The organism is Paenibacillus sp. HWE-109, from assembly GCF_022163125.1.
Classification (GTDB): Bacteria; Bacillota; Bacilli; order Paenibacillales; family NBRC-103111; genus Paenibacillus_E.
This window is the reverse complement of sequence record NZ_CP091881.1, coordinates 8,813,999-8,837,500: the sequence shown is the minus strand read 5'-3', so window position 1 is coordinate 8,837,500 and position 23,502 is coordinate 8,813,999. Positions and strand designations below refer to the sequence as shown.

16 protein-coding genes are annotated in these 23,502 nt (G+C 46.3%); 3 read left to right on the top strand and 13 right to left on the bottom strand.

What is annotated here, in order from left to right; translation table 11 throughout:
- Positions 1–296: 296 nt before the first annotated feature.
- The gene (locus tag LOZ80_RS37855; protein WP_238169311.1) at positions 297–1,004 is read left to right on the top strand and encodes a 3D domain-containing protein; all 708 of its coding nucleotides are present in this window, start codon (positions 297–299) and stop codon (positions 1,002–1,004) included.
- 52 nt (positions 1,005–1,056) lie between these two features.
- On the opposite strand, the gene LOZ80_RS37850 is transcribed toward LOZ80_RS37855, so the two are convergent.
- Positions 1,057–2,040, bottom strand: coding sequence for an aldo/keto reductase (locus tag LOZ80_RS37850; protein ID WP_238169310.1), 984 nt, complete (start codon positions 2,038–2,040; stop codon positions 1,057–1,059).
- A 389-nt stretch (positions 2,041–2,429) separates the two neighbouring features.
- Between LOZ80_RS37850 and LOZ80_RS37845 the strand changes: the two genes are divergently transcribed.
- Both LOZ80_RS37845 and LOZ80_RS37840 read left to right on the top strand, forming a co-directional pair.
- On the top strand, positions 2,430–5,774 hold the full coding sequence (locus LOZ80_RS37845) for a GH36-type glycosyl hydrolase domain-containing protein (protein ID WP_238169309.1): 3,345 nt from the start codon (positions 2,430–2,432) through the stop codon (positions 5,772–5,774).
- Positions 5,775–5,854: 80 nt separating this feature from the next.
- A complete protein-coding gene (locus LOZ80_RS37840) occupies positions 5,855–6,820 on the top strand; it encodes a LacI family DNA-binding transcriptional regulator (RefSeq protein ID WP_238169308.1) in 966 nt (321 codons plus the stop codon).
- Positions 6,821–6,878: 58 nt separating this feature from the next.
- Here the strand turns inward: LOZ80_RS37840 and LOZ80_RS37835 are convergent, their stop codons facing one another.
- From LOZ80_RS37835 to LOZ80_RS37780, 12 genes are all read right to left on the bottom strand, one after another.
- Positions 6,879–7,985 (bottom strand): M24 family metallopeptidase, encoded by a 1,107-nt coding sequence (locus tag LOZ80_RS37835; RefSeq protein WP_238169307.1) that lies wholly within the window; start codon positions 7,983–7,985, stop codon positions 6,879–6,881.
- Entirely contained in the window at positions 7,969–9,465 is a 1,497-nt protein-coding gene (locus tag LOZ80_RS37830) for a hypothetical protein (protein ID WP_238169306.1), read from the bottom strand. Before LOZ80_RS37830 ends, LOZ80_RS37835 begins: the two co-directional genes overlap by 17 nt.
- 40 nt (positions 9,466–9,505) lie before the next feature.
- Positions 9,506–10,804: an alpha-glucosidase/alpha-galactosidase gene (locus tag LOZ80_RS37825; protein ID WP_238169305.1), complete on the bottom strand. Its 1,299-nt coding sequence runs from the start codon at positions 10,802–10,804 to the stop codon at positions 9,506–9,508.
- Positions 10,805–10,831: 27 nt separating this feature from the next.
- Positions 10,832–11,728: a carbohydrate ABC transporter permease gene (locus LOZ80_RS37820; protein WP_238169304.1), complete on the bottom strand. Its 897-nt coding sequence runs from the start codon at positions 11,726–11,728 to the stop codon at positions 10,832–10,834.
- Between the two features lie 12 nt (positions 11,729–11,740).
- On the bottom strand, positions 11,741–12,715 hold the full coding sequence (locus LOZ80_RS37815) for an ABC transporter permease (RefSeq protein WP_238169303.1): 975 nt from the start codon (positions 12,713–12,715) through the stop codon (positions 11,741–11,743).
- An 84-nt stretch (positions 12,716–12,799) separates the two neighbouring features.
- On the bottom strand, positions 12,800–14,479 hold the full coding sequence (locus LOZ80_RS37810) for a type 2 periplasmic-binding domain-containing protein (RefSeq protein WP_238169302.1): 1,680 nt from the start codon (positions 14,477–14,479) through the stop codon (positions 12,800–12,802).
- Positions 14,480–14,775: 296 nt separating this feature from the next.
- On the bottom strand, positions 14,776–15,804 hold the full coding sequence (locus LOZ80_RS37805) for a LacI family DNA-binding transcriptional regulator (RefSeq protein WP_238169301.1): 1,029 nt from the start codon (positions 15,802–15,804) through the stop codon (positions 14,776–14,778).
- 26 nt (positions 15,805–15,830) lie between these two features.
- On the bottom strand, positions 15,831–17,621 hold the full coding sequence (locus tag LOZ80_RS37800; RefSeq protein WP_238169300.1) for a glycoside hydrolase family 36 protein: 1,791 nt from the start codon (positions 17,619–17,621) through the stop codon (positions 15,831–15,833).
- Positions 17,622–17,903: 282 nt separating this feature from the next.
- Entirely contained in the window at positions 17,904–18,926 is a 1,023-nt protein-coding gene (locus LOZ80_RS37795; protein WP_238169299.1) for a LacI family DNA-binding transcriptional regulator, read from the bottom strand.
- Between the two features lie 820 nt (positions 18,927–19,746).
- Positions 19,747–21,270 (bottom strand): DHA2 family efflux MFS transporter permease subunit, encoded by a 1,524-nt coding sequence (locus LOZ80_RS37790; RefSeq protein WP_238169298.1) that lies wholly within the window; start codon positions 21,268–21,270, stop codon positions 19,747–19,749.
- Between the two features lies 1 nt (position 21,271).
- On the bottom strand, positions 21,272–21,808 hold the full coding sequence (locus LOZ80_RS37785) for a PadR family transcriptional regulator (protein ID WP_238169297.1): 537 nt from the start codon (positions 21,806–21,808) through the stop codon (positions 21,272–21,274).
- 701 nt (positions 21,809–22,509) lie between these two features.
- Positions 22,510–23,457 (bottom strand): helix-turn-helix transcriptional regulator, encoded by a 948-nt coding sequence (locus LOZ80_RS37780; protein WP_238169296.1) that lies wholly within the window; start codon positions 23,455–23,457, stop codon positions 22,510–22,512.
- Positions 23,458–23,502 lie beyond the last annotated feature (45 nt).

The following is a 23,502-nucleotide window of genomic DNA, read 5'->3' as shown; positions in this document are numbered from 1 at the left end:
TTTCGCTCACTGCCGTGTTACCGGAGCAGCGAGAAGTAATATACCATGCTGAGTTTTTTAATGCAACTACTTTTTTTCGAGTTACTTTCGCCAGCCATCTTGCGGCCGGATTTGTAATATAGCACGGTTCGCATCTACTTTGCAATGGTTTATTCTTCCATTCGACAACTTTTTTATTCTGGCTTCTTATCCATATTCATATTTCAACTATTTTGCTATTCCACGTATATATCTATTAAAAATAGCCAAGTCTAGTAGCTATAACTCTATTAATTTATCTAAGAGGAGGAGCTATCATGTTTCGTAAAATATGCTTTATGATTTTGACGCTTCCTATATTGTTCAGTTTTATGCAAGCCAACTCAGCTTATTCGTATCCCATCGGTGACGAGGATCTGGGTATGCCGCCTACCTACAGTTTTGCTTCAAATCCTAGCTCGGCTGAACCTTCCGCAGAAATCTCGCAAGTTTTTGATCCCGCACCGACACCGTCGCCTCAGCAATATCAAGTAAACAGTGGAGATACTCTTTACCGAATTGCCCGCAATTTCAACATTGATGTTTCAGATTTAATCGCTGCTAATCAGATTGGGGATCCCAACCACCTTACGATAGGACAAAATCTATCCATTCCAATAGTAGAAGGTAGCTCTGGCCTGGCAGCGGAACAGCCCAAAATTATTAAAAAAGTAATCAATACCACGCTTACAGCCTACACCGCTGGCTTCGAATCTACTGGCAAAAAAGCTTCCCATCCTCAATATGGCATTACTTACAGCGGCAAAAAAGCCAAAGAAGGGCGGACGATAGCTGTCGATCCAGCCGTTATCCCCCTTGGATCTACCGTGTTCATTGAAGGAATAGGCATACGCAAAGCCGAGGATATCGGCTCAGCCATTCGGGGCCCGAGAATTGATGTCTTCATGAATGATCTGGGGGAAGCACAGGAATTTGGCGTAAAGAAAAATGTGAAAGTCTATCTACTTGATAAGGAAAATGTTTAATACAAAAGAAGCCCCTATCGCCTACTCGGCCATGGAGGCTTCCAGCAACGCATTATTTTCGCAAAATTTGCTTGGAGACAGCATCAACTTGTTGAAGCTCATCCTCCGTTAGGGTGAATTGCATAGCCTTCACATTTTCCTCGGCATGATGCACTTTGGATGCGCCCGGAATGGCGAAAACCGTAGGTCCGTGCGCATGAATCATCCAATTCAGCGCAATCTGCGTCGGCGAAGCGTCGTACTTATGCGAAAGTTCCTCAAGCTGAGCGATCAGCGGCTGCGACTTGCGCAGTCCGGACTCGCGGAAGGCAGCCGTCCATTTGCGCGGACCCGTGATGGCTTTCACCAAAGCCGGGTTCTTATGGAACTTGCCGCTAAGAATCCCTTGCTCCAGAGGGGAGTAGGCAATGATCGCAATGCCTAATTCCTTGGCAGCGTCCATGATTCCGTTCTGTTCGATACGGCGGTCCAGCAGGCTGTATTTCACTTGATTGGAAATAAGACGAAGTCCATGCTCGCGGAGCACACGATCGGCTTCACGCATTTTGTCGGCGGAAAAGTTGCTGACGCCAACGTTCTTGATATGGCCTTGCTTCACAAGCTCCGCCATCGCATTCATCTGGCTGCGCACCGACGAGAAGGAATACGGCTGATGAACCTGGTGAAGGTGAATCGTCCGGTTCTCAAGCAGCTTCAGGCGCTCATGAATCGTTGCTGTAATGCTGTTTGCCGTACGAAGCACTGGCCACCACTTTGTCGCAATATGAGCACCATTCGCCAAAACGCCTGATTTACGCAGCGCTTCAGCAAGCATTTGCTCGGATTGCCCCCTGCCATAAACTTCGGCGGTATCGAACCAATTAATGCCGCCTTTGAGACTAGTTTGGACGATGCGAAGTACATCCTCTTTTCCCAGAACCGGCCAGAATTTGCCGACCATCCCCTGTCCATTGCTGAATTGCCAGCAACCAAGACCTAGGGGCGATAGTTCTAAATCTGAGCTGCCCAGTTTGCGCAGTACCGTTTTGCCGTCCATGAACACCCACCGTTCCTTCACTTTGTTAAGGTTCTATTTTCGTTATTTCTATTATAGGCTTAACTCCGTGAGCATACAACGAATGCAAAAAGAAAGCAGGCTGTGTCAAAAGGTTGAAAACCTTGCGAACAGCCTCTTTTTTATGTCTTGCTTGTAAATTAGGGTAGCTGATATCTATAGAAACGTTTCGATTCTTACTCATATATACTTAAAACTAGATCTTCATTGCAGATTTCAACGAATACAAGCACCAAACACGGAACCCCCCCTATATAAATTTGTTTATTGACGCCTAAACTATTGCTGTCTATAATAATTTTACATCAATCGAAACGTTTCGATAACGTATATACCAACTCAATGGCCATTTAAGAAAGCGAGTGGAAAACATGATTAGACCTAATGACACAGACATCTGCATCCGAACCGGGGAGCTAGCGTTCACTTTTATGAACAGCGGGGATATTAGACAAATCACTTACAATCAGACCATGATCAATCAGTTGATATCCAACCCCATTGACGGTTCGATGAACAACATCTTTTTGCGTATCCACCGGGATTCAGCAATCTCCTTTGTCCCGCTGCTTGGCATCCGGTCTTCCAGCCGCATCCGTCGAACCGACAGCCAGATTTCTTGGACGGGCCATGCCGAGGACCTTGAGTATGAGGTCATATTTACACTCACGCCTCAACTAGTCTGGTTCTGGGACGTACGAGTCCATGGTCATGGAGCTGATATCGATCTTGTTTACGGGCAAGATGTCGGCATTGCGGATCAAGGCGCTGTCAGATCGAATGAAGCGTATCTGTCCCAATACATCGACCATTCGGTCTTTCAAGACCCTATCAAAGGCTGGGTAGTCTGTTCTAGGCAAAATATGCCGCAACAGGGACAATTCCCTTATTTGCAGCAGGGTGCTTTAACCCATGCTGCGGAATATGCAACAGATGGTTTCCAATTTTTCGGCTTATCCTATAAGGCAACGAACAAGCCAGAAGCATTGACGCAGGTCAAGCTGCCCAGCGAGATCTATCAATATGAATTTGCCTATACGGCTCTGCAATCAAAGCGTGTGATTGTCGATGGCATGGCGCGATTTGTTTTTTACGGTCTGTTCAAGCCTCACCATCCAGATGCGGTTGTTAGCCTGGCATACCATCATGACATAGAGGAAGCATGGGCACATGCTGAAGCTTTGGATAAAAAGTGGGATGAAGAACTTATCTCGGTCAACCTACATCCTCGAATTGGTGAGCCGCTTCTAGTTGAATCTTTGACATTAGAGGAGATCGAGCGCTCTTTCCCTAGCCGTCATCAAGAGGAATGGGAGAATGGTATTCTACTGTCTTTCTTCACAGAGGGGCACGAGCATGTCGTGTTAAAAGAGAAGGAGCTGCTTGTAGAGCGTCCGCATGGACATATCCTCATGACTGGGGATAATGCCAGGATGAACGAGCATGTGCTTACTACCACCTCATATATGTACGGGATATTCAACTCGCAGCTTGTGGTGGGAAACACCTCCGCCAACAAAATACTGACGAATGCCCGCAATGCGCTGAATGTGCTCAAGACATCAGGCCAGAGGATCTATATTGAGCTGCATAATAAATTCCGCATGCTCACGATGCCTTCAATGTACGAGATTGGCTTCAATTATGTGCGGTGGACCTACAAAACGGCTGACGATACGATTATTGTCACGAACCTCACAACATTGGACACGCCGGAGGTTCATCTAACCGTACAATCTGCAAGTGGAGCTCCCTACCGCTATCTCGTTACGAATCAGGTAACCATGAACAATAATGAGTACGGTGTTCCTTCCCACATGGAACGTGAGGGCGAGGTTCTGGTGTTCCGTGCTGGAGAAGGCTCAGACAACAGCAGCACCCTGCCAGACCTGTGTTACCGTATGAAGCTCACCGGAGCGGATGTGACCGTGGCTAACGAGACAGCCTTAGCCGATAAGGTCGATCCAAGTTCCTCTTCGCTCGTTGTGCTTGAACTAAGCGCCTGCCCGGAATGGAGCTTGACGGTTCAAGGCCTTATTCATGGCGAAGAGCTGCCATTTGTGAAGCCCAATACGGCTGTAGAAATTGAACGATACCGTGACTATTTTGGCAATGTAATGAATGGTTTCCAATTATCGCACAATGGTGAAGCGACGGAAGCACTCAATAAGGTGAATGCCCTTGCTTGGTGGTACACCCATAATATGCTCGTCCATTATTCCGTGCCGCACGGGCTGGAGCAGTACGGCGGAGCCGCTTGGGGCACGCGAGACGTCTGTCAGGGACCTACGGAATACTTCATGGCAACACAGAAATACGAGCAAGTGCGCGAAATTATCAAAACTGTGTATGCCCATCAATATGAGGATGACGGAAACTGGCCGCAGTGGTTTATGTTCGATCAATACTATCGCATCCAGCAAGAAGAAAGTCATGGCGATATCATTGTATGGCCGCTTAAAGTTGTCGCCGATTATATCTCGGCTACGCACGATTACGGCATTCTTCAAGAACGAATTCCCTATACGCAGCGGAAGGATTTCGCCTTCACCGATCAATGCCCTACCCTGCTTGAGCATGTTCAGAAGCAGTTGACTTATATGAAGAATCACTTCCTTCATGGTACGCATTTGTCCGCTTATGGCGACGGGGACTGGGACGATACGCTTCAGCCAGCCAATGCGCAGCTCAAGCAGTATATGATCAGCAGTTGGACGGTCGCATTGACCTATCAAGTGCTGAATCAATTATCCGCCGCTTTAACGGATGAACACCAAGTGTTCTCTGCGGAGCTCGCCGAGCTGGCAGTTGGCATTCAAGCCGATTTCAATCACTATATGCTGCAAAAGGATGTCATTCCCGGCTTCGTGTATATGGAGAAACCGGGGGAAGCCGAGCTTATGCTGCATCCGACCGATACGAAGACGGGCATTCAGTATCGATTGCTGCCGATGACGCGCAGCATGATCGCCGAATTGCTGACTGAAGAGCAGGCAGAATCTCATTATAGGCTTATCAAGCAGGAACTGTACTGCCCTGATGGCGTACGCTTGATGAACCGCCCAGCACGATATGCCGGAGGGGTAAGCACGCACTTCAAACGTGCGGAGCAAGCGTCGAACTTTGGCCGTGAAGTCGGGCTGCAGTATGTACACGCACATATCCGCTTCGTAGAGGCGATGGCGAAGCTCGGCAAGGTCGACGAAGCCTGGCTGGGCCTGGCTATGATTAACCCGATCGGACTAAGAGAAGTGGTGCCGAACGCCGAATTGCGCCAAAGCAATGCCTACTTTAGCAGCTCAGACGGCAAATTCAATACCCGTTATGATGCCCAAGAACGCTTCCAGGAGCTGATCGAAGGAAAAGTTCCGGTTAAAGGCGGCTGGAGAATCTACTCTAGCGGACCGGGAATCTACATGAATCAACTTATCTCCAACTGCCTCGGTATTCGCCAAGAGGGAGGCGATCTGATCATTGATCCTGTGCTTCCGACGGACATGGACGGTCTTCGATTCGATTTTGCCTGGATGAACCGCCGTGTAAGTTTCGAATATCATATCAGCGGATCAGCGGAATGCCGTATCGTGATTAATGGTCATACAGCAGAAACCGAAGTCCTGCCCAACCGTTATCGCCATGGTGGTACTAGAGTTCGCCACGAGCAGTTAGCGAATATGTTAAGCGACGCAAATAATGTTATTGCCATTTACATCTAGTGGAACGGGCGATCTTTCGAAAACTGCGATATATTGATATAGTAAAGGCAACGATGGCATGAACGATAGGGGCGGTTATTGTGGTTAGTATTAAAGATATCGCGAAAAAAGCGGGGGTCTCGATCTCCACGGTATCCTACGCGATAAACGGGAACCCCAAAGTGACGAAGGAAACGAGCTCAAGAATACTAGCCGTGGCCAAGGAATTAAATTACGTCCCGAATGCAGCGGCCAGATCACTGAAGAAACAGGAAACTAAGATTATCGGGGTATTTCTTACGGATTTTACTGGAGCATTCTATGGAGAACTGCTGCAGGGAATCAAAGAAGTGCTGAATAAACAAGGCTATGACTTAATCGTATGCAGCGGCGTGCAATCCCATCGTCTGCTGCCGGAACGGAATATCGACGGCGCTATCGTGCTTGACGCCTCTTTCTCCAGCGAAGAGCTGCTTCAATATGCGGAGCGCGGGCATAAGCTGGTTGTGCTCGACCGGGAGCTACACCATGCGAATGTGAATCAAGTTCTGCTCGATAATAAGGCAGGCGCCGCATTAGCCATGGAGTACCTGATTGAAAAAGGACATCGCAAGATCTATGTCATAGCAGGGCCTGAAGCCTCATTTGATTCGATGCAGCGCCTTCTGGCTGTCCGTCAAGTCGTGGATCGCCATCAACCTCTTGCCTATACGCAGATTCAAGGCGATTTCAACAAATCTGCCGGTGAAGAAGCCGCCAAGCAGATCATTCAGGAATATACGGAACCTGTTGCAGTCTTCTGTTTGAACGATGAGATGGCTATTGGCTTATATAATGCCGTGAAGGAATCCGAGTACAAGATAGGCACACACATTCATATTATCGGGTTCGATAATATCGAATTGACACAGTATACAGAACCCCGCCTTGCAACAATTGATTATTCGAAGCGAAAATGGGGAGCTTTGGCTTCTGAACAGCTTTTAAAGCTGATTGATGATAAAAAGATCGACCACGAACGAATCTATGTGACATTGGTCAAAGGCAATTCGGTACACACGGTATAAGAAAGAGGTTGTTTCCTTAGTCATTCATTGACTCAGGGAACAACCTCTTTCTGCCATCTTATAATCTGCGCAATTGCTTTGGATAGCGTGTCAACACTTCGACATGGCCATCGGGATGCACATACACGTCATCCTCGATACGCACCCCGCCAAGCGAAGACAAGTAAATCCCCGGTTCAATCGTGAATACATGACCGGGCTCAATGAGCATCTCGCTCTCACCATGTATGGAAGGCGCTTCATGCAAATCCATTCCTAGACCATGACCGATGCGATTATTGAAATAAGCGCCGTAACCCATAGCTGCAATGACACTTCTTCCTGCTTGATCGATAGTTCCGTATGGGAAGCCAACCTTGACCGCCTGAATAGCTGCCAAATTCGCCGTTAGAACCGTTTCATAAATCGTGGATTGCTCCTTGGTTCCTTCTCCCATTAGAAACGTACGCGTGATATCCGAGCAGAAGCCTTCCATATATACGCCAAAATCGAAGAGCACAAAATCGTTCTCCTGGATTGCGCAGGCACCTGGTTTGCCATGCGGCATGGCTGACCTTTTTCCGGTTAAGATAATCGATTCGAACGCGGGCTTATCGCCGCCGAACATCCTCATCTTGTATGCCAATTCAGCGGCAAGTTCTTGTTCCATCATGCCAACTCTGACATTTTGTACGGTGCTCTCGAGTACTTTCTCGGCAATATCTACCGCCCGACGGATGCTGACAAGATCTTGTTCAGATTTCACCAACCGTTCTTTTATGATAAATGGCTCGATATCCATAACTTGCAACCCGGCAAACAATCCCTGCAATTGCTCCACCTGGTGAAGATTGACCGCTTTCTTTTCCAAACCCAACGCACCTATTCGTGTTCTACCCACTTGCTCTCTCAACAGGTTGTAAGGATTCTCGCTATCCGAGCAGGGAATCAGTTCGCGAACAAAAGCATGCTGCTGCGCAGCTTCCAAATCCAGAGCAGGAAGGATCATACTTTCCCTAGCCCTGCCCAGATCAACGATCAGCCCCATAAATCGCTCATGTGGATTCGAATGGAATCCTGTGTAGTAATAAATATTCGTCGGATTCGTGATCAAAGCAATCTCAATTCGTTCTTTCTCCAAATAACCACGCAGTTTGTGCAATCTCATCTCATATATCGAACTCATGCCCAGTCCCTCCCTGCTCTTTCAAAGGTACCGCTGTCACACTCTCCCCTACCGCCACCTGGACTGTAACACAACTGATCATTACACCGTTAACGGTTTTGATTTCTGCCTTCATGGCTAACCCGTTCACTAGAATAATTCGGCAAACGCCTACAAACTGAGCTTCCCAACTAACCGCACTCGCAGCGGAATTATTCCTTAGCGTACTCTTGGTCGCACCGTCATGTCTCAGGTAGATATCGCAGTCTCCCAAAGCTAGATGATTCACTGCCAGCCATTGGATCTCTTGCGGCAATCTGGATAAGGAGGACAGCCCGTTATGCGGTGCATTCGGGGTCACCCCCATCAATCCTTCAATTGTTTGACTGATTAACGTATAGGACACTTCCGGATAATCGCCGTTTGTTCCTTGGCTGCTGATCTCATGCGGTTCGTCCAGCCTGTCGATGATAAACTTCATCCACTTCCAGCCCAACTCATTTTGGCCATAAGGGAAAAATGTATCCGGCAAATACGTGAATGCCTCGATATTTGCCGGCGCTTGTCCGGGCATCTCGCACATGCTGTCGATCAGGATAAGGAATTGATCGGTCCGTTCGCCGGCTTCTGTCAGTTTCTTCATCGGCATGAACCAGCTAGCTTCTTTGCCGAAGCTGCTGTAGGCTTGGCCGCTAGCCTCATAGCCTCTCACATAGCCTGACTCAATACCCCTAACTCCCCAATCTGTGTTGAAGTATGTTTTCAAAGCGCTCGCTTTATCATTGAATGCCTCGTAATTCGCGATATCGCCTTTGGCTTTGGATAACTGGGCATAAGCCAGCAGCGCTTGATACTGGGACGCGATGCCGTCCCCCGCTTCCACAATAGCTTCGCCGCAGTGTTCATCGTAGGATGCTGCGCCATCGAAAATGCCTCTTCCGGTTCCTTCCGCGACTTCGTTTATCAGTTGATTATCATGAAGACGTATAAAATCAGTTACTGATTTGGTGTAGTAAGTCCACAGCGTTGTATCATTCAAATAATTCTCGTCACCCGTCCATAGGTATAAGTTGTAGGCTTTCTCCACTAACTCGAACACAGCGGGAACTTCTCTTACAAATTCATTGGCGTTGCGGTAGTCTAATTGAAACAAAGAGCCATCAAAATTAAGCGCCCAAGCCGGGTACCATTGGTGCAGTTCACTAGCTGTTCCAGCAAAGGCCTTGAGCATGGAGAAGTTCTCCAGGACAAGGCCCAACAAATGAGCGCCCGACATTTGGTGAGCCATATCCCGCGAATAGAAAGCAGAGCGATGCGCATATCCCGCCCAATAGGAGGGTATATACGACTTGATTTCCGGTAAATGGCGACCTGTTTCATCTTGGTTAATCAGACCCTCCATACCCGTTCTTACATAGGATTTGGCTTTGGACTTTGCCCAATGAAAAGCACTTTTGAGCTGCTCATTAGAAGAATCAATCATAATTTCTTTCTCAGCCACTGAATACTCCACCGTCCCTGAAGGAAATCTTCCTATCGCCTTATTTATAAGCTGGAAGCCAATTTCCATGTGCTTCGATAAGCTCGTCGCACAGCGCCACCGTATCGTCGATCGACAGTTCTGCAGCCGTGTGTGGATCTAGTAATGCCGCGTGATAGATATGCTCTTTCTTCCCGGTCATCGCCGCCTCTATGGTTAAGAGTTGCGTATTAATATTCGTTCTGTTGAGTGCTGCGCATTGCGGAGGCAAATCCCCCACATAGGTCGGATTCACGCCGCTTGAATCAACCAAACATGGAACTTCCACGCAAGCTTCTTTGGGCAGGTTAGTAATCAAACCAGTATTCATCACATTCCCGCCGATTTTGAATGGATTGTTCGTTTCCATCGCTTCAAAGATGTATGAGGCGTATTCAAGCGTTCTCTTATGCGTCAAACTCGTGTTACTAACAAGTTCTTCGCGCATCGTTTTCCAGCGATTTATCTGGTTGACGCAGCGGCGGGGGTATTCATCAAGCGGAATATGAAATCGATCAACAAGCTCCGGATACTGCCGTTTGATGAAATATGGATGGTACTCCGCATTGTGCTCGGAAGATTCCGTAATGTAATAACCGAACCTAAGCATCATTTCAAAACGAACCATGTCATCATGCTTTTCTTTCTGCTTCTCACGTGCACGTTCTTTGATTTCCGGATATAAATCGATACCGTCTTTGGTAACTTCCAGCAGCCATGCCATATGATTAATGCCTGCAATTTTCCACTGCACACCTTGATGGTCCATCCCCAGATGTTCGAAAATATGAGGTACGCAGACCTGGACACTATGGCACAAACCAACCGTTTCCACACCGCCATAAGTGTTCATCACATTCGTCAATACAGCCATCGGATTCGTATAATTCAAAAACAGGGCATCCGGACATACTTCCTGAATATCTTTGGCGAAATCCAGCATGACCGGAATGGTACGCAAATTGCGAAAAATCCCGCCAATGCCGACGGTATCCGCAATCGTTTGACGCAAGCCGTACTTTTTGGGAATTTCAAAATCGGTTATCGTACACGGATCATAGCCCCCTACTTGAATCGCATTAACCACATAAGCAGCCCCACGCAAGGCTTCCTTGCGATCTGAGTACGACTTGACTCTACATGTGCTTCCCAAAGTCTGCTTTAAATGAATAAGCATGTTTTCCGAGTCTTTCAACCGTTCCGCATCAATATCAAACAGCGCAAGTTCGAAGCCTTGAAGCGCTGGCGTCAGCATGCAGTCTCCTAACACGTTTTTGGCGAATATGGTGCTTCCCGCACCTAAGAAAGTAATTTTGGACATGTCTGTTTCCTCCTAGTATAGGGGTCTTTATCCCTTGACTGCGCCTAGCGTAAGCCCGCCGACAAAATATCTTTGCATAATCGGATAAACGAAAAAGATCGGCAGCGTAACAATCATCGTTAAGGCAGCACGCAGTGTAGTGGGCGATAATCCTCGTAGTTTTTCACTGAGGGCTAACGGATTTCTTAACTCTTCGAACGCTTCTACTTCCAAAAGCAGTCTTTTCAAATAAATGGGAAGCGTGTCCCAGTTCCCGCTTGAATTGTAGATCACCGTATCCAGCCAATAGTTCCAGTGGCTCACCGAACTAAAAATAGCAATTGAGGCGCACACAGGAATCGAAACCGGCACGGCAATCCGTACGAATATGCCAAGTTCGCTTGCCCCGTCGATTCTGGCCGACTCGAACATGGAGTCAGGAATACCTTCCATATAAGAAGCCATATAAAGCATCCAAGTCGCGTTAAACATAGCAGGAATCCAGTAAACATTGAAGGAATCCGTTAGTCCCAATCCAAGAAAAACCAGATAAGTCGGAATTAATCCACCGCTAAAATAGATCGTTATGATAAAGATGACTTTCATCATCTTTCTTCCCGAGAAATGTTTGATCGTAACTATATAAGCCAAGAGGCCCGTTGATAACACACAAGTTAGCGTACCAATAAAGACCCGCATGATCGAAATCGATAAACTGGAAAGCAGTCTTTTATCCTGAAACAGGAATTCGTAAGCGCTGAACGACAATTGGCGCGGCCATAAGTAAATACCACCTTTCAAGGCATCCGTGCCATCATTGAAAGACAGCGCAAGCAGGTTTAAAAAAGGATAAACAACAAGCAAGCCAAACAGGAGCAAAACGATTATATTTATCACATCAAAAACTTTGCCCCCAAGCGATTGTTTCGAGAATACAGTAACCATCGTGTGCTCCTCCTAGTAGATAGACGTATCCATCACTTTTTTCGTAAAGCGATTGGCCCCGAATACTAAGCTGACCGCGATGATTGATTTTACTAGTTCAATAGCGGTTGCAAACGAATAGTTTCCGAGTTGAAGTCCATACGTGAAGACGTATGTATCCAGGACTTCCGAATAGTCCCTGGTCTGCGAGTTTCCGATCAAAAGTGGAGCTTCTAGGCCTGCTGTAAAAATACTACCCAAGCTCAGAATCCACAGCACGACTATCGTAGGACGAATGGCAGGCAGTGTAATGTGCCAGATGCTTTTAAATCTGCCGAGGCCATCCACTTTCCCCGCATCATACTGCTCAGGGTCAACACTTGTAATGGCCGACAGATAAATGATCGAGTTCCATCCAACATTTTTCCACACGCCAAGTCCTGTGATAATCCCCCAGTAATATTTGCCGCCTTCCCCCAGGAAGGAAATCGGTTGGTCGCTGAAGCCGAAACGCAGCAAAAATTCGTTGAAAACCCCTTCGTTGCCAAACAAGGTAAACGTAATGCTGGCAATGACTACCCAGGAAAGAAAATAAGGCAAGTAGGACGTAGATTGAATAAATTTACGAAAAGGCTTGCTGCGAACTTCATTGAGCAGTAAGGCCAATATGATCGGCGCTGGGAATCCAAATAAAATATTCAACCCACCGATGGCCAGCGTATTGCGCATAATCATCGGGAAATCCGGTGAGGCAAAGAATGTTTTGAAATGCAGGAGGCCTACCCACTCACTTTTAAAAACAGAGGTTCCAGGAATGTAATTCATAAAAGCCGTAATCACGCCTAGCATAGGCAAGTACTGCATCACCGCAATAAAGAGGAGAATCGGGATGCAAAGCATCCAGATTTGACGCTCTCTATAGAATCTTTTCCTAAACGCTTGAAACTTCGTCTTCTTCAGCATCGAGCTTGTTCTAAGGTTATTTAATTCATTCATACTGCTCTCCATAAGGACCTCCGTATCCGATTGTTTGGATTTACTGGGACAATGCGGACAAAGGAAAGGAAGGGTTGACCCTTCCTTTCGTCATTGTTATTTCCACTCTTTCAATCTTCTTTGGTATTCATCGGTTTTATATTTCTCAATCTTATCCAGACCCGCCGCATTCAGTTTTTCTTTCAGGGCAGCGAAGTTGGTTCGACTCTCTTCCTCCGTCTTGCTCAGCACTGCCTTGGCCCACTGCGACTCCAGCAAATCTTTCACTTGCTTATCTGTAATGGCAAGCGGATCGTTGGCCGGAATTTTGATGTCCCCAACGGTATTGTCATAAATCGTATCCTTCAAATTCTCGTTCATCATCTTTTTCCATTTGGCATTATCATTGAAGTTTTGGTCAAACCAATAGGTGCTTTTGCCATCATCCTTCGTAACACCCTGGCTTGTGACCAGATTATACAAATCCATACCAAGCAGATCACCAGCATCGTAATCAAATTTGGAATCAATGATCGCTTGTTTCTGCGATTCAACGAAACTCGCCTTCCCGTCTTTGAAAGTCCATGTTGATTTGTCGGTATTCGGAACTCCCCAGCCGATTAATCTTGTACCGATATCGCTGACCGAGAAATTTAGCCATTTCATAATTTCTTCTGGATTTTTGGCCTTATTCGTGATGACAGTCATACCTGTACTTCGCGAATTCTTCCCTGACAAATTAGCTTTATCCGCACTGGCAGCTTTGGCACTCACTTGCATAAACCGTTTCTCTTCGTTCCAATTCGGATCATTCTTCTGCCAAACTTCGTGGCCTGCGTTCCAACCGATCCACCAAGCGCCGATGAAGCCCATAACGCGATCCGTTGACATTTTGGCTTTCATGTTCTCGTACTTGTTGATAAACGTATCGGGATCCAGCAAGCCATCGCGATAAACCTTGTTCATGAAAAGCGTAAGCTCAAGCCCCTCTGGCGTGTTAATCCAATGCGTAATCTTTCCGTCAGATGAGATCTTATTTCCGTCTTTCAATCCCCACATGCCCGCCAAGGTCGGAACGATCTTCTCTGTAACCGGCGCAAAACCTGAAAGGGCGTACGTCTTCTCACCCTTGTCATTCTTAGGATGCTTCTCCTGGATTTTCTTCAGGACATCATAGTATTGATCCGGCGTATCAAACTTAGGAGTCCCAAGTTCTTTCCAGTAGTCATAGCGAATATGAGCTGAAAAATCCGGGATCGGCAATGATCCCCAATAACCTGGAAGGGCATACATTTTACCGTTCGTTAAGTAAGTTTTATAAAGATCGCCTAGCTGTGACTTGACGTTGGGTGCAAACTTGTCGATATAGGGACCAAGCTCCAGCACTTTTCCCTGCGCGACCCACTTCGCTACTGTCGCCTCATCCATATTGGCGATCACCTCAGGGTAATCGTTGGAGGCCAGCATCAGATTCAGCTTATCCTCTTTCTTCGCGTCAAATGTAATTTTATTCAAGTTAACGTTGAACTTCTCCAATAAGTATTTATGCATTAGATCGCTATTCTTCTTGGTCTTGTCCGGGCTGATCGAATCTGCGTAATAGTAACTAAACTCAATTGTTTTGCTTGGTACTTCCCAACCAAACTCATTCGTTGCGGCTTTGGACGTTTCTACTTTTGTTTCGCTGGTAGCCGCCGCTGTTTCTGTTGCCTTGTTCTCAGCTTTCTGGGCGGAACAACCAACAACTACACTCATCGATAATGCCGTTGATAATACTACTCGCATTTTTTTCTTCAACTTTTACCCCTGCTTTCCTGTAAGTTAAATAAAATGAGTGCGCTTTCAAAACCCTCTCTTAAGATTTCCTCCTTCATCTCAGCAATCCAATTACGCTGTAAGCAAGTTGATCTGGGTATGGACAGCAAATATCTTTCCACACTTTTATTTTACTGATATTTACTTAAAAACACAATAGATTTTACTAAAATTATAGCGAAAAATATCTGTTTTAGAGAAAATATTTACTAAAACTTCATCCTGTTAAGTGAGAAAGCGAACCTACTCGCTTTCTCACGACAGAGTCGTTTATTGTTTTACTGTGCGTTCGCGCCACAGCTTGTTCTTATTCTAAGCTTCGTTGGAATGGTTACATGCAACGCCCGTTCACGTCCTTTCAGACGGTCAACCATTAGCTTCACGGCTGTTTCTCCCATTTCCTCCATAAACACTTTGACACTTGTTAAAGGCGGAGTCACGAAGGAGGCAAGTTCTATATCATCAATACTGACAATGGCTATATCGTTGGGCACTTGATAAGCGGATTCGCTCACTGCTTTAAGCGCAGCTATCGCCATGGGGTCACTGCCAATTACAAAAGCGGTAGGCACATCTTCTGCCTCCAGAGCTTGTTTCATTAATTGATAGCCTACTTCCGGGCGCCAATCTCCGGCAAACACATAGCTTGGGTTGAATACATTGTGCTCTTTCAAGATAACTTCAAACTCTTTTTGCCTAGCATCTGTATTAAATATTTTTCCTTCTAGGGTTCGGATGTAGCTGATACCGCCAATATAACCGATCTTTTGATGCCCAAGTTGAAGCAAATGCGTCAAAGCCTGCTTTGTCGCCTTGGGCAAATCAAACATCACGGAGTCATACTCTTCACTTAATACATAATCAATCGAAACGATATTAGGCGTTTGCGTCGTTTTATGGATGATATCCAGATGAACTTTGCCAATTACGAATAATCCATCCAACTGACTTGCATCGATATCCGTACTAGTTTCATCTATGAATCGGAATACTCTGCTTATGCTAATCCCATATTTGACGCACTCCTTCTCAATCCCCTGCCGAATTGACAAGTAAAAGGGATCCGAGTATTCCATCTGCTCAGAACACCAGATCAATAAGCCAAACTTCAAGTCCTGCATATCCGGTGATACCAGTTTCTGTTTCCGCTCACTTCTGCGATAATTCAACTTAACGGCGGTCTCCATAATGCGAATCCTCGTTTCTTCGGGTACATGAAAGGTGGTATCGCTGTTGAGCACCCTTGAAACCGTTGCTGAGGAAACCCTCGCCATTTTGGCGATATCTTTAATCGTGGCGATCATCATCACATACTCTCCAAGCATTTTTGGTGCTATTCATATACAGCTGCCACACCGCAAGGAGGAATTTCCAAACGATGAATGCCAGCATTCAATTCCACAAGTTCCTTTTTCACCAATTGCCCTTTGCAATCTCGAACCTCCAACCATCTGCTGCCCCAATCCTCTTCAAGCTCCACATTCAGCCGCGAATTCAGTGTTCCGTTCACGAACAGAACCAGTTCAGGAGGATTGCCGCCGGGTCGAACAGTAACATCTCCATAAGCGCAAACGACTCTTTTGGCAGCTGTATCGGCGATGACCAGAGGAAAGAGAAAGTCTGGATGCTGCGGCATTATCCGTCCGTCTACCAACACATCGCGATGCTCTCTCCAAAAAGTCAGCCAAAACCGTACCATTTGCAGATGCTCCTCAGGAAGACCATCCAGCTTAACGGATAGTTGCGGAACAGAAAATAAAGTGTTCACGATTTGCAGCGCTGAACTTTCAACCATTTCGTGCGGATGCCACATCACCATATCGGAATGCACAGCCGTATTTCCGCTGATTAACCGAATATCCAGTGTCCTGACTCTATTTTCGATCGCATCATTCGGACAATCCATAGCCCTAAACATGTTTCCATATTTCCTCATTAACGGACCGATGTAATTCTGGCGGAACTCGATCATGACCTCAGGCTTAATGAACCTCAATCTGTCGATGATATTGCTCATTAAGCAGTCAACAGCTTCAGGAATCGAGATATAATCCATCTCGCTATCGATCTTGTAAATCGTCTCTTCCGTCCCCACAAAACTATCGATAAAATCAAGTTTAAAGCCATCCAAATCCCATTCCGTCAGCGCTGTTTCATACAGGTCAATAATGAAGTCCCGGACATCAGGATATCGCGGGTCGAGCACACCCGTTTGCAAGCTATCGACCGTCTTTAGCATTTTCGTTTTAAAGCGCTCCCAATTTCGGCTCTTGAAGCCCACAAATGGCACCGAGTACCACAACAAATACTTCAACCCCATTCTATGAACGCTGGCAACATGGGATCTCATATCCGGAATCTTCTCTGCGCACACTTCCCAGTCTCCGCAAAATGCATAGCCGCGAGTATGATCAGACGTTTGCCAGCCATCGTCTACAATGACGGCTTCACAACCTATTTGTTTCGCTAACCTGCACTCTTGCTCGATCCCCTCTGATGTAAACTGCTGATGAAAGCTATACCAAGTGGAGTACATCGGTAATTTAGCTGACTCAGGCACAACAGCTGGCGTGTAACCTGGGAGCGTTGCCCACCACTTCTGAACATCGTTCAAGCTTTCATAATATGGCACTTCCCTGGAATCCAATCGCAAAGTCGCTTCATACACAGATAGAGGCGCGATTGGTTCAACAAATAATTTGACTCCACAGCGGAAAGTCGCAGTCTCCTCATTGACGCCAGCCGATAAGGCGACAGAATTAAGCGCATCCGAGAAAGCAAAGGTGAGACGGTTGCTGCCCAGCACATTGAACAAACTAAAGACAGGCGCCGAATAGGTTGATTTGGAAACAACTCCATCTTCCCAGTCCACACGCAGTCTCTTGGAACGATAGGCGCTAGGGTACCAACTTCCCTGAATATCTATGCCTGGATGAAACCAGACCAATTCGATTGCTGGCGGCTGCTGCAGGCTGTCACCTTCCAACTTAATGTGAATGAGTTCTACACCTTCTTGAACCGTCGTCGAAGTTAGCGAGCCGCGAAATTGATCATTGCAGCCTACTAATTGAAAATGATACGTGCCTACGGTTAATTGGATTTCGTTCAAAACTGTTGGTTTCATTGCGGTTCTTCTCCCTCACCATTATAAATTTACTAAAAGTTTACTTAAATTTAGCATTAAAATGAGATTTACTCAACAAATTTTATTTCATTTTAGTAAATCAAATATTTGTGGGCTGCGTTGAGACAATTCCGCCTTTTAACTGCTTGATAACGCCTATCCAGTTCATTAGTGAGTTGGGAGATACAATCTCTCACCGCAGAATTGGAAGCAGATAAGGATTGACCTAAAAAAAACATCCACCAAATCAATGAAGATTTGATGGATGTTTACCTATCATTCCTATGTTTTGGTGCCACAGCTTTCACGAATGATCAGTTTAGTAGGAATTGTAACATGCAATGGAACATCACGACCGTTAAAACGGTCAACCAGCAGCTTCACAGCCGTAATCCCCATATCTTCTGTCAGCACCCTCACCGTAGTAAGGGCCGGAGATACAAACGAGGCAAGCGGAATATCATCGAAGCTAACAATCGCGACCTCATCAGGCACTTTAATTTCCTCCTCATGCAAGGCTTTCAGCGCCGCTATCGCCATGGGATCGCTGCCGATCAAGAAAGCCGTCGGCGGATCGTCCAATTCCAGCGCTTGCTTCATCAATAGATAGCCCTGTTCGGTGCGCCAGTCGTTCACAAACAAGTAGGCGGGTTCGAACCAGCCTTTTTCCCGCATGATCGCTTCATATTCTTTTTGCCGGACATCAATGTTATGGACTTTGCCTTCCAACGTGCGAATATAGCTAATCCCGCCAATGTAGCCGATCTTTTGGTGACCGAGCTGGAACAGATGATCCATGGCATGTCTCGTCGCCTTTTGCAAATCGAACATCACAGAATCATAATCGTCGTCCAACACATAATCAATTGAAACTATGTGCTGAATGGGAGTCAGTTGTTTGAGCAAATCAATATGCACTTTGCCGATGACAATTAAGCCATCCAACTCCTGATCCGCAATAATCATATCCCAATCATCCATGAACAGCACCTTGTTAACGGTAATACCTTGCTTGGCGCATTCTCTGCCGATGCCTTGACGAATAAACATGAAATAGGGATCGGAAGATTCCAACTGCTCCGAACCCCAGATCACTAACCCAATCCCTTGTTTTTTCTCGGTTTCTGGCTCGCTGTGCTTGTTTGCACGTGATTTCACTTTTTTATAATCCAACTGCTTGGCAACTTCAATGATACGCTGCCTTGTCTCATCAGCAACTTGCAAAGTCATGTCGTTATTTAGAACGCGTGAAACGGTGGCACTTGAAACTTGCGCTTGATTCGCGATATCTTTAATCGTTACCATGTTATCACACACTTTCGCCATATAAATAAACAATATTTACTAAACATTCTACAGACTAAAGGTGGTAATGGCAAACCTTTTGATATCCCCCGGAACTGGCAGCTATGGGCGAAATAGCGTCTCTACGATCCGCGGACTTGCCATCAACCGCCGATTTGGAGCAAATAGCGCATCGTCGTTCCACGAGCTATAACGCCAAAGAACCTGGGCCAGCGGCCTAGGTTCTTTACGTTTATGTGCCCCTCGTGCTCCTATATCGCAGACCTGGGGAGATTGATAGGCTCAAGTGCGACTTCCCTGTCCATCCTCAAATGTCTGAGGCGCATAGAAATCGAAGCACTGTATCATTCCCTGAGTTCCTCCAGAGCGTCAGTTTTACTTTTTCTTCTTTTTTTACGGCATTGTCGGTTTGCTGCGGTGCTGCGGTGTTCGCGGCCCCTCCATCACTTTGGGTCGAACATCCGGCCAACAAGCCTCCAACTACGATAGCGATCTGCGATTGCCAATCTTACTCCCTGAGAGATCAGCCTCTTAGTAGCGACAAAACCTGTTAAGGGAACTAGAGGACGCTATATAGGCATATACAGGGATGCTATGGTATTAAGCGGAACTACAGGGTCTTATTTCTACGAAAAGTGCTGAATTCCCCCATTAGACAGCAAAATAGCGCACTGTAGTTCCCTCTGACTCGCGATAATGTCACTTTTGGCCAGAATAGCGTACTGTGGTTCCCTTATCTCCGCGCGAGGCAGCTGAGATAGTTCCGCGTACGTTCCTATTTTAAAAAAGCGCCCACCCGGAAGGGTGAACGCCATCTTTCTTACACATGTACAGCGCTGGTCTGCTGTTTCTTGCTCGCCTCAAGTCGGCTCGATCCCACGAACAACGCGGTAATGAAGCCCACGATGCCAATGCAGATGCTGAGAATAAAACCGTGATTGATGGCTGTTGCCAGAGCAGTCTGTAGAAACTCGCGAATTTCTGGCGAGATTGTACCGCCTGCCCGCATGAGCAGCTCCGGGTTCGCCAGCGTACTAATTTTATCCGCAGGAATACCCGCTTTAGCCGCGCCATCAGTGATCAATTGATGGAGATTATTGTTCACAATCGTCGCCATAATCGAAGCGCCCATGATACCGCCAATGCTGCGCCAGAAGCCGACGATCGAGGAGCTGACGCCCATATATTTGGGATCTACATTCGCTGCAATCGAACTTTGCGCGACACTCATCAGCGGTCCGATCGCTCCCAAACCAAGCAAAATCATAAGGAGGATCATATAGCCACTGGAAGCATCGCTGCTCACAATGGTCAACAGCCACGCGACGATAATCGTCATCGACATACTGACAAGCATCAGCGTGCGGAATGCAAATTTGGATTGCAGGAAGCCGAAGAGGATCGCTCCAGCTATTAAAGAAGCCATCATTGGCGTAAGTACGCCATTCGAATTCGTGTGGCCTAACACAGCCACCGTAAAGATTGGGAGATACGTGATGGCTGAGAACATCAGCACACCTTGGCAGAAGACGATGATGCTGGTTCCGAGAACCATTTTATTTTTGAAGATGCTCAGCGGGAGTACGGGCTCGGAAGCACGCAGTTCGACCATAATAAACAGAGTTCCAAAGATGACCGATACAGCGAATAAGCCGATTTCCTGCCAGGAGCTCCACGCATAATCCTTGCCGCCCCACTCCAGAGCCAGCATCAAGGAAACGGTTGTGATGACAAGGAAGATTGTTCCCAGATAATCGATTTTGGGTTTACGTTCTGAGCGCGTCTCTTTGAGCGCAATCATCAGAACGATCATGGAAGCCAACCCGATCGGTACATTGATATAGAAATTCCATCTCCAACCTAGATGTTCGGCAATAAAACTGCCCAATTGAGGACCGGCTACAGAAGAAAGTCCGAAGATCGCCCCGAAAACCCCCGACATTTTGGCGGCATCCTTAGGATCGCTAAAAATTGTATAAATAATCGTGAAACTAATCGGGAATAAGGCGCCTGAGCCTATGCCCTGAATGACCCGAAACCAGATCAACTGATCGACACTTTGAGCGACACCACACAAGGCGGAACCGATTAGAAACAGGCCAATCCCGATCATATAGAACATTTTTCTGCCGAATAAATCAGACATTTTCCCGAATATTAACATCGTGCTCGTCGCCGCTAGCATGTAGGCGGTGAATACCCAGCTAATTTTATCAAAAACGTTGAAATCCTCACTTAATTTACTGATGCAGGAAGCCACAATCGTGTTATCCAGCGATGACATCAATAATCCTAGCGCCATGGCTAAAATAATCAGTTTCTTGTTTGAACTCGAACCGTTCAATCTAATCCCTCTCCTCTAGTTGGCATTGTTGAATGCTAGCTATACCCTCGCGAATCACTTCCAGCTTCGCCTGATATTCCTTGATCCCGATTTGGATGCAAATAATTTGGGCAGGATGCATTTGATCACTGTAAAGCGCATATTTTTCACTTAAATCATCAAATTGCTTCTGAGCATGTACTTGCTCCTTCGTCAGCCAGGACAGCACTTTGTCATAGCCAACATGTTGACCAAAATAAAGTCTCATCAAAAAATCAGATTTCACACTATCGGACTCCACAGGACTTAATAAATAGTCTGTAAATTGGATTTTCCCTTTGTCCGTGATGGTGTACACATTTTTATTCGGTTTCCCTTCTTGGAGCACGTTTTCCTTCGTTATCAGCTCATCCTTCTCCAAACGGTGAAGCATCGGATAAATCGTACCGTAGCTCGAGTTATAGAAATAGGAGAATAAGCTTTCAAATAGTTGTTTGATTTCGTAGCCTGATAACGAGCGTTTCATAAGCATACCTAGAATGACATCCTGACTGTTCATGTTGTAAAGCCTCCAAGTTCCTCCTCAGATTTATATTACGAAAGTTAATATATCATTTCGATATATATCACGTCAATATAAGAATTCCAAATTTATGAAATCTTAATACGGAGGCGGGAAGCGCAAGCCGTTGTCTTCGCGGATCGCCGTTCCTCGAGATGGTCAAAGCAGCCGATTGTGTACAACTAGCTGATCATCGTTCCTCGAGATAATGAATGTAATTCCGTTTCATCCAAAAAGAGGCTGTCCCCAAAGTCAATGTAATGACTTAAGGGCAGCCTCTTTCTTTCAATATTAAACTACATGGAAAATCTTCCGTTATCTCTGTTCGCCTACCTTATTCTCCGTGCATTGTCCCCCTTCATCAAGGTCGAGGTCCCAAAGCGCAATTAAGGGAACTATAGTGCGCTATTTAGGCAAAAAGCAGGGATGCTAGGGTCATAGCGGAACTACAGGGTCTTATTTCCAAGAAAAGCGCTGAATTTTCCAACAAATAGTCAAATAGCGCCCTATAGTTCCCTCATCCCCGCTATAATAGCACTTTAGGCTAGGATAGCGCACTGATGTTCCCTTATCGTCCGTGAGGCAGGAGACAACTCCTCGATTACTCCAAAACATACCATGGTAGCCGAATAGCGCTATTTTGACCAGTGAGGTTGCCTTTTTAAGAAAAACCCAGTCCAACGCATGACGGTGCGCAATCATCCATAATAATCCAATATTTCACGTAGCATCCGCTTTATCGTCTCTATTAATTCTTGTGGCTGCTCAACTTTCACATCATTCCCCAGTCCAATGAAAAACTTCGCGTAGAACGGGATGTCGCTCTTAGGAATAGCCCCATTCAGCGAACCTGTTCCATCCTCATGGATACGCAGTTTGGAGGATGACCACACTTCCGATTCGCAAGCAGTGACCCCTTCCTTAGTGAGGTAGGCAGACATTGGAATCATAGCCTGCTCCATATGACCAACCGTCTCCCTATTCCCGAGATGAATATCTCTAAGATCTACGGGCTCCGTTTCTGAGGTATCGATTTGAGCGGCATGCATCCGGTCACATCGAAACACGCGAAAGTCCTTGCGGAGGAAACAATAGGCAGGGCAATACCATAGGCCATTGCTCGCATAAATACCGATCGGCTGAATTTTCCGGTCAGAGACTCCTTCTTGAGCCTCGTAAGCGATCAGAATTACCTTTTGATCAACAGCGCCTTCAAGCAAAATTTTGAGAAAAGGAGATTCAATCTGACGCGTTGGCGTTACAAGGTCAAACCGATTTTTCATTTGATCGATGCGATCCCTGACGTCACTTGGCATGTAATAGTAAAATTTATTCAATGCCGTAGCGGACTCCGTTTCAAAGGGGAGAAATCGGTAGTGACGCAGGGCATGACTGGCAAAAAATATGGCTACAGCCTCGTCCTCGGTGAAAGCAATCGGCGGCAAAACCCGCTCCTTCAGCACTTGATATCCGCCATGCGGTCCCACCTCAGAGTACAAGGGAACACCGATTTCACTTAGTTCCTGCAAATCTCGCAGGATTGTCCTCGTCGAAACGCCGAATTCATCGGCTAACTCCTGTACTTTGAATCTGCGCTTCCGATTGACCGTCATCATTAATTCCAGAAGCCGTTTGGATTTAGACATGCCCATTCTCCCTTATTTTTAGTTCATGACAATCCTTGTCACTAT

What these genes read in the sequence shown, in the direction of transcription:
- LOZ80_RS37855 (WP_238169311.1), top strand. Translation starts at nt 297, where the DNA reads ATGTTTCGTAAAATATGCTTTATGATTTTGACGCTTCCTATATTGTTC.
- LOZ80_RS37850 (WP_238169310.1), bottom strand. Translation starts at nt 2,040, where the DNA reads ATGGACGGCAAAACGGTACTGCGCAAACTGGGCAGCTCAGATTTAGAA.
- LOZ80_RS37845 (WP_238169309.1), top strand. Translation starts at nt 2,430, where the DNA reads ATGATTAGACCTAATGACACAGACATCTGCATCCGAACCGGGGAGCTA.
- LOZ80_RS37835 (WP_238169307.1), bottom strand. Translation starts at nt 7,985, where the DNA reads ATGAGTTCGATATATGAGATGAGATTGCACAAACTGCGTGGTTATTTG.
- LOZ80_RS37825 (WP_238169305.1), bottom strand. Translation starts at nt 10,804, where the DNA reads ATGTCCAAAATTACTTTCTTAGGTGCGGGAAGCACCATATTCGCCAAA.
- LOZ80_RS37820 (WP_238169304.1), bottom strand. Translation starts at nt 11,728, where the DNA reads ATGGTTACTGTATTCTCGAAACAATCGCTTGGGGGCAAAGTTTTTGAT.
- LOZ80_RS37815 (WP_238169303.1), bottom strand. Translation starts at nt 12,715, where the DNA reads ATGGAGAGCAGTATGAATGAATTAAATAACCTTAGAACAAGCTCGATG.
- LOZ80_RS37805 (WP_238169301.1), bottom strand. Translation starts at nt 15,804, where the DNA reads ATGATGATCGCCACGATTAAAGATATCGCCAAAATGGCGAGGGTTTCC.
- LOZ80_RS37800 (WP_238169300.1), bottom strand. Translation starts at nt 17,621, where the DNA reads ATGAAACCAACAGTTTTGAACGAAATCCAATTAACCGTAGGCACGTAT.
- LOZ80_RS37795 (WP_238169299.1), bottom strand. Translation starts at nt 18,926, where the DNA reads ATGGTAACGATTAAAGATATCGCGAATCAAGCGCAAGTTTCAAGTGCC.
- LOZ80_RS37785 (WP_238169297.1), bottom strand. Translation starts at nt 21,808, where the DNA reads ATGAACAGTCAGGATGTCATTCTAGGTATGCTTATGAAACGCTCGTTA.
- LOZ80_RS37780 (WP_238169296.1), bottom strand. Translation starts at nt 23,457, where the DNA reads ATGTCTAAATCCAAACGGCTTCTGGAATTAATGATGACGGTCAATCGG.